This window comes from Candidatus Enterococcus myersii (assembly GCF_017316025.1).
Classification (GTDB): domain Bacteria; phylum Bacillota; class Bacilli; order Lactobacillales; family Enterococcaceae; genus Enterococcus_C; species Enterococcus_C montenegrensis.
On sequence record NZ_JAFLVT010000008.1, the window covers coordinates 342489 to 354504 of the forward strand.

At 38.0% G+C, this 12016-nt stretch carries 14 protein-coding genes; 9 read left to right on the forward strand and 5 right to left on the reverse strand.

Going from position 1 to position 12016, the window contains the following annotated elements; all coding sequences use genetic code 11:
• Nucleotides 1-74: 74 nt before the first annotated feature.
• On the reverse strand, nt 75-239 hold the full coding sequence (locus JZO76_RS07060; RefSeq protein ID WP_206903422.1) for a hypothetical protein: 165 nt from the start codon (nt 237-239) through the stop codon (nt 75-77).
• An 89-nt stretch (nt 240-328) separates the two neighbouring features.
• On the opposite strand from JZO76_RS07060, the gene JZO76_RS07065 reads away from it, so the two are divergent.
• From JZO76_RS07065 to JZO76_RS07080, 4 genes are all read left to right on the forward strand, one after another.
• Nucleotides 329-988, forward strand: a complete 660-nt coding sequence (locus tag JZO76_RS07065; RefSeq protein ID WP_206903423.1) for a cyclic nucleotide-binding domain-containing protein — start codon at nt 329-331, stop codon at nt 986-988.
• A gap of 117 nt (nt 989-1105) precedes the next feature.
• A complete protein-coding gene (locus JZO76_RS07070) occupies nt 1106-1876 on the forward strand; it encodes a hypothetical protein (protein ID WP_206903424.1) in 771 nt (256 codons plus the stop codon).
• Nucleotides 1877-1892: 16 nt separating this feature from the next.
• Nucleotides 1893-2243 carry a DUF2200 domain-containing protein gene (locus JZO76_RS07075; RefSeq protein WP_206903425.1) on the forward strand — a complete coding sequence of 117 codons (351 nt, stop codon included), beginning with the start codon at nt 1893-1895 and terminating at the stop codon, nt 2241-2243.
• 224 nt (nt 2244-2467) lie between these two features.
• A complete protein-coding gene (locus JZO76_RS07080; protein WP_206903426.1) occupies nt 2468-2983 on the forward strand; it encodes a DNA topology modulation protein FlaR in 516 nt (171 codons plus the stop codon).
• Between the two features lie 66 nt (nt 2984-3049).
• Here the strand turns inward: JZO76_RS07080 and JZO76_RS07085 are convergent, their stop codons facing one another.
• Both JZO76_RS07085 and JZO76_RS07090 read right to left on the reverse strand, forming a co-directional pair.
• The gene (locus JZO76_RS07085) at nt 3050-4144 is read right to left on the reverse strand and encodes an anti sigma factor C-terminal domain-containing protein (RefSeq protein ID WP_206903427.1); all 1095 of its coding nucleotides are present in this window, start codon (nt 4142-4144) and stop codon (nt 3050-3052) included.
• Nucleotides 4125-4634, reverse strand: coding sequence for an RNA polymerase sigma factor (locus tag JZO76_RS07090; RefSeq protein ID WP_206903428.1), 510 nt, complete (start codon nt 4632-4634; stop codon nt 4125-4127). Before JZO76_RS07090 ends, JZO76_RS07085 begins: the two co-directional genes overlap by 20 nt.
• 194 nt (nt 4635-4828) lie before the next feature.
• Between JZO76_RS07090 and JZO76_RS07095 the strand changes: the two genes are divergently transcribed.
• The 3 genes from JZO76_RS07095 to gshAB all read left to right on the forward strand — a co-directional run bounded on the left by JZO76_RS07095 (nt 4829) and on the right by gshAB (nt 8834).
• Nucleotides 4829-5854, forward strand: a complete 1026-nt coding sequence (locus tag JZO76_RS07095; RefSeq protein WP_206903429.1) for a zinc-binding alcohol dehydrogenase family protein — start codon at nt 4829-4831, stop codon at nt 5852-5854.
• Nucleotides 5855-6234: 380 nt separating this feature from the next.
• Nucleotides 6235-6399 (forward strand): hypothetical protein, encoded by a 165-nt coding sequence (locus JZO76_RS07100; protein WP_206903430.1) that lies wholly within the window; start codon nt 6235-6237, stop codon nt 6397-6399.
• A gap of 173 nt (nt 6400-6572) precedes the next feature.
• A complete protein-coding gene (gshAB, locus tag JZO76_RS07105; RefSeq protein WP_206903431.1) occupies nt 6573-8834 on the forward strand; it encodes a bifunctional glutamate--cysteine ligase GshA/glutathione synthetase GshB in 2262 nt (753 codons plus the stop codon).
• 57 nt (nt 8835-8891) lie between these two features.
• On the opposite strand, the gene JZO76_RS07110 is transcribed toward gshAB, so the two are convergent.
• Both JZO76_RS07110 and JZO76_RS07115 read right to left on the reverse strand, forming a co-directional pair.
• A complete protein-coding gene (locus JZO76_RS07110; RefSeq protein ID WP_206903432.1) occupies nt 8892-9305 on the reverse strand; it encodes a hypothetical protein in 414 nt (137 codons plus the stop codon).
• A 106-nt stretch (nt 9306-9411) separates the two neighbouring features.
• Nucleotides 9412-9861, reverse strand: a complete 450-nt coding sequence (locus tag JZO76_RS07115) for a YueI family protein (RefSeq protein ID WP_206903433.1) — start codon at nt 9859-9861, stop codon at nt 9412-9414.
• Nucleotides 9862-9998: 137 nt separating this feature from the next.
• Here JZO76_RS07115 and JZO76_RS07120 point away from each other — a divergent pair, with 137 nt between their 5' ends.
• Both JZO76_RS07120 and JZO76_RS07125 read left to right on the forward strand, forming a co-directional pair.
• Nucleotides 9999-10211, forward strand: coding sequence for a hypothetical protein (locus JZO76_RS07120; RefSeq protein ID WP_206903660.1), 213 nt, complete (start codon nt 9999-10001; stop codon nt 10209-10211).
• A 212-nt stretch (nt 10212-10423) separates the two neighbouring features.
• Nucleotides 10424-12004 carry an amidohydrolase family protein gene (locus JZO76_RS07125; protein WP_206903434.1) on the forward strand — a complete coding sequence of 527 codons (1581 nt, stop codon included), beginning with the start codon at nt 10424-10426 and terminating at the stop codon, nt 12002-12004.
• Nucleotides 12005-12016: the final 12 nt, after the last annotated feature.

Consider the following 12016-nt stretch of genomic DNA (forward strand, 5'->3'; position numbering starts at 1 on the left):
TCTGATAAAGAGCATCAAAATACAAATTTCTGAGATTTTGCAAAAGAGCTAAGCGGTATTTTCTGCATTTATAATTATCTACTCAAGGCATGACGAAGTACTTGTTTTTGCCAAGCATTTTCGTAATGAGCCAATTGTTCATGGTAGCTGCGACTTCCTTTTTGAATCCGGACTTGCATGAATTTGATCAAGAGTAAAAATGCGGTGATGATACTAAATAAAATAATAAATTGTAACATCTTCCTCACCTCCTGAAACTAGTTTAGCGTCTTTTAGTTTTATCCATATAGGACATATGTCATAATGAAAGTGATTGGAGGCGGATACATTGCAAAAAAAGTCGCTAAATGTTAAACAAGAACAAATTTTGGCAGAATGGAATTTAGCAAAAGACCATTTACGAGGGTGTGAGTTGTGGCAATTTGAACAAAGAGAAACCATCATTACCCAAGGTGCGTTGTTGGATCGCTTGCTTTTTGTTTTATCCGGCAAAGCGAAAGTTTGTACCTTAGCTGATAATGGCAAAAATTTGGTTTTAGCCTACTATATTTCTGAAGGTATTATTGGCGATATGGAGTTTGCTATGAGAAAAGATGAGGCGGAAACGACAATGGTGGCATTGTCTGATTTTCAGTGTATTGCCCTGCCGATTTTGCCCAATGAAGCCTATTTACGACAGAATAGTCTTTTTATGAACACAATGGCACAAGGCTTGGCCGAAAAACTACAGCTTAGTTCGGAAAATTTTTTATCGGCGGCTTTTTATCCAGGAAAACAGCGTCTATGTGATTATATCCTGCAATCGGCATATAAAAATTTCTTTAGCGATAATCTAACCGATGTGGCGGCGACAATTGGAATGAGCTACCGTCATATGTTTCGTTTGCTAAATGATTTAATAACAAATGGTGTTTTAACAAAAGTTGGCAATGGCTACGAAATTTTACAGCCGGACCAATTGCAGCGTTTTGCGAAAGGATATTTATAGTGGGACATATGTCCTAGTGATAGAAAAAATTTTAGCGAGCTTTTAAAAGCGCATTGATTGTCCTCAAGTTACATTCCAGCTAAAATAAAAGCAAAGAAAAAAGATGGAGGCGTTAGGATGGACTTGGAATTGGCGGTAAAACTTACAGAGGATTTAAGAGAAATCTATTGGGAAAAATGGCAAAGCCACTTGTATTTTGTACCAACAAAGAAGATTTTGCCTAAAGTGGAGCGGGGAATTTATATAACGACAGAAGAAAGACAGGTTAAGACAATAGAGCTTACGGCTCCAAAGTCAGTCACCCAGCCAACGATTGTCATTGAGGTGCCTTGGGAAATCGAGCCAGTGCTTTTATTGCAACATTTAGTAAATGTTTGGGAAGAAAATGGCTTAGAAGTCATCACGAAAGCCCCGACTGAAAAAATTCCAAGTAATCAATATGATAACCTTGCAACATTTCAGTTGGATCTTTTTTCTGTCTTTAATTTTTTAGGCTATCCAATGGCCAAAGTGAAGAAAAAACCGGCCAAAGCACAACACCGCTGGAATAAAAAAGTCAGTGACATCACGTTTCACATTAACCATGAGGGCGCTACAGGAGAGGCAATTTGGCGTAAGCGTAATGAATTGGTCTTATTAAAAGGAGCGAAATTAAAAGCCGAAGCACCTTTGAATAAAGATGGTAGCGTAGGATTTGCGGTACGTTTTACCAATCAATTACGGGATGAAAATGCAGATAAGGTGAAAGACTTTACGACGATTGCAGATATTGTTTTTAAAAGTGTGAATGAGTTGGGCAATTTTTTATATTTTGCCGGTACCAATAGTTGGTTGGTGCTAAAAGATGATGAGGGCAACACCATTGATAGTTATACGGTGGTAAAATAGCTCGGAAAGGACAGTTATGTCAGAGAAAATTTTTACCATGTCTGTTGCTAAAGTATATCCCTTATATGTAAAAAAAGCAGAACGCAAAGGCCGCAGTAAAGCTGAAGTGGATGAAATTATCATGTGGCTGACAGGCTTTGACAAAGAACAATTAGCTAGGGAGATACAAAATGATACCGATTTTGAAAACTTCTTTTTAAAAGCGCCACAACTTAATCCAGCAGCAACTTCCATTAAAGGTGTGATTTGTGGCGTACGAGTGGAAGAAATAAAAAACCCTTTGATGCAAAAAATTCGCTATTTAGATAAGTTAGTTGATGAACTGGCAAAAGGTAAAGCGATGGATAAAATTTTACGTAGCAATTGAGGAAAGCAAACCTTTTTAACCAGATAACTTTGCGTATCCAATGTATTGTGTTAAATTTCATGCAGTAAACATAGTCTGGGACATAACTCAAAAAGTTATGTCCCAGACTATTCGTATCTGAATAAACGATGGAATCAGCAGCAACTCCTCGGAGTTAGACGCTTCTGTTCCAACCTCTTTTTTTGCTATACTAAAAAAATACTTTAGTTTAAGGCGGGGATAGGATGAAAATTGCAATTTTAGGTTATTCTGGTAGCGGTAAGTCGACTTTAGCCGCCTATTTAGGCAAGCAGTATGGTATTAGTTACCTGCATTTAGATCAAGTGCAGTTCACTGACAACTGGCAAACGCGTCCAGAAACTGTTGCCAAAGAGATTGTCGAAGATTTTATGGGAAAACCAGATTGGATTATTGACGGCAATTATACCCGTTATTATCAAGCAGAACGTTTGAAACAGGCAGACCAAATTGTACTCTTATTATTTTCCCGTTATGCCGCTCTTTGGCGGATATTTAAACGAACAGTGCGTTATCATGGTAAATCTAGACCGGATATGGCAGCTAACTCTCCAGAACATTTTAGTTGGGAATTTTTCTGGTGGATTATCTGGAAAGGACGAACTTCGAATGTGAGAAAGCACTATCAAACCATTCAAAACCAATACCCACAAAAGGTTATCGTTATTAAAAATCAGCAGCAATTAAATGCTTTTTATCGCCGGCCAAAAAATAGTGACTGACAATCATAGTTTGAATGTAATCGTCTAGAGTTAATTCAAACTATGATTTGTCACGATTTCAATGATTTATTCTTCTGGTGGATAAGTAAATCCGGGCAGCTGCCCACTTTGACTGGTGAGGGGAAAGACATCTACTTTAGTTACAGTGGCGCTTTTTACCGCGTCATCTGTTAAAATCTTTTCTAATTCAAAGGCGGGTAAATATAGGGTTACGCCATATATTTTGAGGCCATTTTTGTTCACATCTGCTAAAACATTTTTTAACGTCGCAGCTTGAATTTTACTAGGGTCTTGTGCTAGAAAGCTCTCGTTTTTGATTAAGTATTGCAGTAATGATTTAAAATGGGTGGTTTGGCGTTTTTCTTCTGACCATTGATTTTGCTTTGTGTCAGCTAGGTGGCTAACCAATAAGGGAAAATCATCATTTAATTGCTTTTCATTTTTAATGCCGACGCCAATACCCGAAAAGCCGCCAGCAGGATTAAACCCTACGACAACAGGGTTATTCGTGTCATCAATTGTCTTTTGTGAAGGGCGCACAGCCTGCCACAATGTATTCACGTTATTAGTATTGAGTTTTAGCCACTCTTGGTAGGCGCTAATACTTTTATCTGCTTTAAAAACAAGATTGACATTTACATAGGTGCTTTTTGGCAGAGGCTTGATATTTTCTCTCAGATTGCTTTTTGCAAGAGCGGTATCAGCTTTGACAACTTTTGTGTCAGCTAGTTGGTTTGAAGGGAGCATTTCTTGGCTAAATGTGGGCGTGAAATAATGAAAGTCAGAATTATTCAAGTAAAGTTTATTCCGCTTAATTTCAAATGTCTTAGTACCGATTGTTTGGTTGCTGTATTTAGAGCGATAGGTTTCGTTGATTTGATAAGTTCCAATTCCTGTTTGTTCCATCGTCAAATCCGTCATGTCATAATCTGGGATTGTCAATTCATTATAAATTTGGCGATCGAAAATATACTGGTTACCTTCTACATAGGCGTTTTGACCAGTTGGATTATAAAAGAATTGATTCAAAACTTTGGGTACTGCTAAAAATAGTAGGATCGTCACAAGCACCGCACTAAAAACAAGCAGTATTCCCCGGCGATGATTTTTTTGTTGTATTTTTTTTTGCACTTTTTCAAAATCAAAATTTTGTTGGGTCATCTTGTAACATCTCCTTTAATTGCTTGCGACTGCGATACAGACGGGTCTTTACTTGTCCAAGGGATAAATTTGTAAGTGCAGCAATTTCTTTTATTGGCCAATCGAGAAAGTAAAATAAATAGAGCAGCTCTTGTTGGTCTTGCGGCAAGGTATCTAGTGCATGATAGAGCTGTTTTTTTTCCTCAGTTTGTAACAGCTGCTCCAAAGGTGAAAAATCAGAATCAGAAATTGTCTGTGCCGTTGTTTTTGTTAAGGGGATAATGTGCCAACGCTTTTTCTTGCGGGTAATATCGATATAATGATTTTTGATCACACGTAACAACCAAAATTTTACCCTTTCTTCTGGTAAAGTAGCAAAAGCGTCTAAAAGTTTAAAAAAAGCATCACTTACTAAATCTTCTGCGAGCGTTACATCTTTTGTCAGGCTCAAACTATAAAGCCAGCATTCTTTGGCGTAGCGCTCATATAAAATTGCCAATTCTGACTTCATCTTTTTCACCCCTTCATTATAAATACGTTTTTTTTTAGCTTTGGTTACAGTTTTTCTTTAATTTTAACATTTCTATTAACTTTTATTGAAAGTGCTTTTTTGAAGCGGGAATAAAGGTATAAAAATGGGATGTTTGTTACACTTATTTAAGTAGCAACCTTAAAATAAGTTTTTTTGTGAAGGGGCGAGTAAGTATGACGGGAAAAATTGCGGCAGTAGGATTTTATGAAGGATTACCACTAAGTGATCCCAATAGTTTTCAAGATATAATGGTGCCACGTCCCCAGCCGTTAGCCAATGATCTATTAGTTGCAGTTAGAGCGGTTTCTGTGAATCCAGTCGATACCAAATTGCGACAAAATGCTCAAAAGACGTTAACGCCACAAATTTTAGGCTTTGATGCAGTTGGAGAGGTAGTGGCGACAGGGGCAAATGTCCACGATCTTCAAGTGGGCGACAGAGTGTATTATGCAGGGACAAAAAAGCGCGCTGGTAGTAATCAAGCATTGCAATTGGTTGATCGCCGTATTTGTGCCCTAGCTCCTAAAACATTGACTGAAGCAAAGGCTGCCGCCATGCCGTTAACAACGTTGACTGCCTATGAACTATTATTTGAAAAATTTGGTTTAGTGGCAGAAAAAAATGCTAATGAGGGTAAGAAGATTTTAATTATTAATAGCGCAGGCGGGGTGGGTTCAATTATGAGTCAACTGGCGCACTGGGCCGGCTTAAGTGTTTATGGTACGAGCAGTCCGCATAATTTTGAATGGCTGCGCTATAATCAAGTCGATTATCCGATTGATTATCACGGTGATCTGGAACAAAATTTACAAGCGACTGGCACAAATAAATTTGATTATATCGCCGTACTTTACGCCATTACCCCTTATTTTGAAGCCGTTAGTAGCTTAATTGCGCCCTTAGGACATGTTGGCACCATTGTAGAGGTGAAAGAGGCACTGCCATTAGTTGCATGGAAAAATTTATCGGTTAGTTTTGATTGGGAATACATGTTTACTAAAACGGATTTCAACCAAGAAATTGAAAGTCAAGGGAAAATTTTAGCTCACGTAGCGCAATTGATTGATGAAGGAGAGCTTCACACAACGTTAACCAAAACAATTTCTGGCGGAATTAATGCAAAAAATTTGAAAAAAGCGACCGCGTTAGTTGAAAAAGGACATATGATAGGTAAAGTCGTCGTAACGGGACCTTTTTAGAATGTTATTTTAAATTCTTTAAAATAGGAATTCGCATTTTTTAAAATTTGTCTTCTTGTTTTATAATATTAGTGTCTTAGTAATAAATGTAATGGGTTACATTTTTAAAGACAGTTTTTTTTAGTTTGCTTTTAGTAAATTTGAAAATATTCAGATATGAAACTGTTGTTATAATTTTAAGATGATATGGTGGATGCTATTAGAATTTTTTTTAGGTTGCGTGGGGTTAAAAACGGAGGATACATCATGGAACAAAGAAAAATAATTGGAAAGATTCTCCAAGTCGTGGTCGCGATTATTTTGGGTTTTGTTGCCTATTGGGTGTTAATAGTATTAACAGGAGGAACGACACTTTAAAAGCGTGAAGTGAGGGATTAAAAATGGGGAAAGTACAGCGGTATTTTGGATTAACGTTACTCGGTTTTTTACTCGTGTATTTTTTTGATTTTCATGATTGGCGTCTTTTTTTATTTTTGGGACTTCCGGCTACGTTGACGGGATATTATCTGGCGGCCTATCATCATCGAGAATTTGCTAAGCAGTGAGAATAGATGCGACAGCTTCGTTTTTTAACGCTAGCGTGGCTACGCAAAAATAAAAAATGGAATGGTGAAAAGTTAAGGTAAAATGGGATTTTCCTTAACTTTGAGCAATTCCATTTTTTTTATGCTGTCTTTCCCATATAATGAGCATGAAACTAACTAAAAGGAAGCTGCTTATGAAAACATTTAAAGAATTATTGCATCAAGAAGCGGTACAACCCTATCTTTGGCAAGCCCGCTATGGTGTCGAAAAAGAAAGTCAACGGATTACAGCAGAGGGCACCTTGGCCAAAACAGATCATCCCTCAGTCTTAGGTAATCGTGCGTATCACCCGTATATTCAAACTGATTTTTCCGAAACTCAATTGGAATTAGTCACACCTGTAGCTGAAACAGCAAGTGAATTGATGCGATGGTTAGCGGCTATTCACGACGTTACCTATCGTTCAATGTCGCAAGCAGAATTTATGTGGCCAATGAGTATGCCACCTCGTTTACCGGCAAAAGATGAAGACATCATTATTGCGAAATTAGACACTTTTGAAGATATTTTATACCGTCGTTATTTGGCTAAAGCCTATGGTAAAAGAAAACAAATGGTCTCAGGCATTCATTTCAACTTCGAATTTGGCGCAGATTTGTTACAAAATTTATTTGCAAGTCAAAGTGAATACCCAGATTTTACTGACTTTAAAACGGCAGTCTACTTGAAAGTTACGCGTAATTATTTGCGTTATCGCTGGTTTTTAACCTATTTATTTGGTGCTACACCAACGAGTAACGAAGGCTATTTTGTAGCAGAAGATGCCCCAAATGAACCTGTGCGTAGTATCCGCAACAGTCGCTTTGGTTATACCAATCACAATGATGTGCATGTTTCTTATGAAAGTTTAGCAAAATATTTAGCCGATATTGCACAGATGGTGGAAAGCGGTAAACTTTCAGAAGAAAAAGAGTTTTATGCGCCAGTGCGCCTGCGGGGCGGGCAAAAAGTTTCAGACTTAGCGCAAACTGGTATTCGTTATATTGAACTACGCAATATTGACTTAAATCCCTTTACGCCCTTTGGCATTAGCCAAGAGCAAGTGGAATTTTTCCATGCCTTTATGTTGTATATGCTTTATTTACCCGAAGAGGCAGCCGCGGATGAATGGGTAGCAAAAGGAGACGAAATTAATAATTTTGTGGCCTTGGAGCGACCTGATCACCTGACCGATTATGTCGAAGAAGGAATGGACTTGGTGGCCGGACTTAAGGCTATGGTGAAAAAATTGCAGCTACCATTACCAACAGACTTCTTTACTTTTGTTGAAAATGCTTTTGTAGATCCTAGCGAAACTTTTGCGGCACGCTTGTATGCAGCTACAAAAGAAAATCCTATAAACTGGGGACGCAAAATCGCCAAAGAAAACCAAGCAAAAGCGTGGGCGAAACCCTATCAATTGGCTGGTTTTGCTGATATGGAATTATCAACCCAAATCATGATGTTTGATGCGATTCAAAAAGGTGTCCAAGTTACTGTTTTGGACGAGCAGGATCAGTTTTTACAATTACGTTTTGCTGGGCGCACCGAATATGTCAAAAATGCGAATATGACCAGTAAAGATAGTTATGTTGTACCGTTAATGATGGCCAATAAGACGGTGACAAAAAAAGTTTTAGCTAAAGCGGGCTTTCGCGTACCGCAAGGAATGGAGTTTACGGATATCGATGCGGCACTGCTTGCTTATCCGAAATTTGCTAAAAGTGGCTTTGTGGTCAAACCGAAATCTACCAATTATGGTTTGGGAATATCCATTTTTAAAAACGGTGCCAGTCTAGAAGATTTCAAAGAAGCCTTAACAATTGCCTTTGCTGAGGACACAGCTGTTTTGGTAGAGGAATTTATGGCAGGAACTGAATATCGTTTCTTTGTTTTAGACGGTGAGGTTAAAGCCATCATGTTGCGAGTACCTGCAAATATTGTCGGTGATGGAAAGCATACCATTGCCCAATTAGTGACTGCAAAAAATCAAGATCCGCTAAGAGGAACACAGCATCGTTCGCCGCTAGAATTAATCCAGTTAGGCGAGCTTGAAAAATTAATGCTAAAAGAACAAGGCTACACAACCAACAGCGTTCCAGAAGTTGGTGTAACGGTTTATTTGCGGGAAAATTCTAACGTTAGCACAGGTGGGGATTCTATCGATGTGACCGATGACTTTGCAGCAGATTATAAAAAAGTTGCAGCAGATGCGGTAACAGCCTTGGGTGCTAAAATTTCCGGGATTGATTTAATTATTCCGGACAAAGAAAAACCCGCCAATAAAGAAAAAGCCTATGGCATTATAGAAGCCAATTTTAATCCCGCCATGCACATGCATGTCTATCCCTTTGGCGGAAAAAGCCGGCGTTTGACCATGGACGTGTTGCGATTTTTATATCCTGAGATCAATTAAATTAAAAAAGTCAGATACGCTGCGTAATTTAGCGACAGCGTATCTGACTTTTATTTTTTAATATTCAAAACTTTTAATTTCAATGGTTTGCTTGGTTTCTTCCACTTTTAAGCCAGTCGTAGCTTCCCACCAGTTTTTCATTTCTTTCTCGTAAGTTGTAGGAAAAGCATCGACAATTTCTAGTAAGCTTTTATTATTGATTTTGGCATAAGGAAAATTCAAGGTTAAATTGTACTTCAGCTCCGTTAACAAACTGTAATATTGGAACATTAGGTAATTCATTTCATCTGGATCATCACAAGATAAAACTTTTGGTGCACGGTCCAGCATAAAGCCGAAACTGCGCATCATAAACATAATTCCATCCAAATGATCAGGTTGAATATAAGAAGCATCCTTCAAAATATCAATATGCGTATCAAGGGCTTCTAGTAATTCCGTTTTTAAAGCAGTGTACTCTGGTTGTGTCATAGCAATCCCTCCTAATTAAGCTGTTTTAAATGATTGAGTTATCAAATCATTTAAAACTCATTTTTGTCAGCAGATCATCAGCTGTCTCATCGCTTTAATTTTGATTTTAATGAAATAAGCGCTCAAAAAAGCCGGTTTTTTTCTCCGGTTTTTGTTCTGTTTTTTCTTCATTTTCTTCAGGATATTTTTTTTCCACATCAATTACCGGCTCGTTGACGGCTTCTTTAGCAACTAATAGCAAACCAAAGCTGTCGGGATTAGCATCTACAAAATCATTCACGACTGTAAATTTTGCATTGTTTTTAGTGGCCAGTTGAATATATTCGCCTTGTAGACTTTCTGGCATTTGGCCATTTAAAAGAATCGTGGCATCTTCATGTTTTTTTAATTCAGTTAAAAAACTGTCTTTATCAGTGGGATTTTTCATTTGCGCAATGGTCATGCTTAAATAGCAGCGTTCACGAAATGTTCCCATATATTTATGTTGTTCATCAGGATTAACTAACGGCGTACCATAGCGCCCCTTATCCAAGTGCTGTTGTAATTCGTCTGTCATCTCGTCTCCCCCAATAATTCTGATAAGCTAATTATAGCATGTTTGAAAGAAAAGGTAAGAAAATGCTTGCATTCTGATTATTTGCAGGATTTCATTGGAAATCGCCTTTTTTTCTGAAAATGAAAGGGGTATACTAATTGTTAGTAGATGAACAACAAAGAAGAAAGAAGGCTACTATTTTGGAAAACTTAGGGGAAAAAATGCTGTTACCGTTGATTATTTTATTTTTATTGGTTAGTACATATATCGACAGCCTTTCTCTTTTTCAAATCATTGGGGGAATTTTGCTGGTGATTTTAATACCAGCAGGCTTGAAATTTTTAAAAGTGCGCCAGATGGAGCGTTCATAATCACAAAAAAGCACGTCACCAATCTGAAGCTTTGGGGTTGTTTACACCAGTTTTCCTAAGCCTATTTAGATTTGTGACGTGTTTTTTATTTGCTTGTAGTTTATTGTCTATGCTTATTTCAGTTGTCTATTTGGAGGTAGCGTTGGTATTTTTACTATTTTAAAGCTTTTTTTGTACTATAATAAAAAGAAAAGGACGAAGAAGGGATTTTTGTGAAACGCATTTTAATAAATGGTAAAATTTTTACCGGTGAAAAATTTGTCTCTGCCATGGAGATAACAGATGAGACAATTAGTTGGATTGGGGATAGTCAAACCGCACGCAAACGTGCTGCTGATGAAGTAGTGGATTTAAAAGGGCGGTTGACCTTACCGAGTTTTTGGGATGTCCATACTCATCCGTTGTGGATTTCAGAAACATTAGGTAGTGTTGCTTGTACGCCACCAAATGTTTTCAGTATTGAAGAGATGATTGCAGCTTTAAAAAATTCCCCTCAAGTAGGCAAAAAAGATGCGTGGATTGAAGGTTGGGGGTATGATGAATCAAAACTTGCAGAATCCCGCACGCCAACACGTCACGATTTAGACAAGGTATCCACTACCCAACCCGTTTATGTCTTGCGTTCAGATTGTCATTCTTGTGCAGTTAACTCTGTGGCGCTAAAATTAGCCGGCATTACAAAAGAGACTCCCGATCCTTTTGGGGGCATGATTGGACATTTTGAAAATGGTGAACCCAATGGCGTAATGTTGGAAAATGGTGCCAGTAAATTAATTAAAGCAGTCAAAGAAAAGGACACCTTTGAAAATGTCGTCAAACGCACCTTGAAATTGGCCGCACATTATCGTAGTCGTGGTATCGGTGTGATTAGTGACATGATTAGTTTGGTTGCACCATTTGATTATGCTGAAATTTATTCAGAAGCAGCTCGTCGCACCTTGGAACAAGAAGTTTATTTGTATTACTCCATTGATGAAATTAAACGCTTCAATTTGACTAAATTACCGCAACCTACCCATCCCCACGTGCATGTTGCAGGAATTAAATTGTTTATGGATGGGACGATTTCCAATCGAACTGCCAGAGTTAAAAAACCTTATAAAAATGCGACTACCACCGGATTTTCCATTAATACTGCTAAAGACTTACAACTGGCATATAAATTTGCAAAAGAAAATAACTGTCAAATTGCGATCCATGCGATGGGGGATGCCGCAATTCAGTTGATTTTGGATACTTATGGTGATTTACAACCGTGGTTATCTGATCGTCCTTCGGTCAGAATTGAACACGCAACATTACTAGATGATAAAATATTGAAACAATTTCGGGATGCAAAAATGAATTTTGCCTTTGTTACACAAATTATTTTCTTGTACGCTGAATATGCTGCTTATTTTCAAAATTTAGATGAAAAACGTTTGAAGGAATGTTATCCCCTAGCTTCCATGTTACAAAGTGGGGTGCCGACAGCATTATCTTCTGATGCTCCTGCGACCGCTTGGATTAAACCAGATGATGTTTTTGCCAGTCTTGCTTGTGCGGTTACACGTCTTGGCGCAAATGGGGAGGATTTAAATCATAAAGAGGCAATCGATCTTGTTACTGCCTTAAGCATGTATACAAAAGCTGCAGCAGGTATGGTAGAAACAGCGCAAACAGCGATGCTTACAGTTGGTCAAAGTGCTGACATCATTGTTCTTTCCCAAGACTTATTTAACGTCGATCCGCAGCAGTGGCAAAAGACAACAATTGAAAAAATGTATCTCCGGGGAAAAGAACTAAACGCATAAAAACAAATGAAA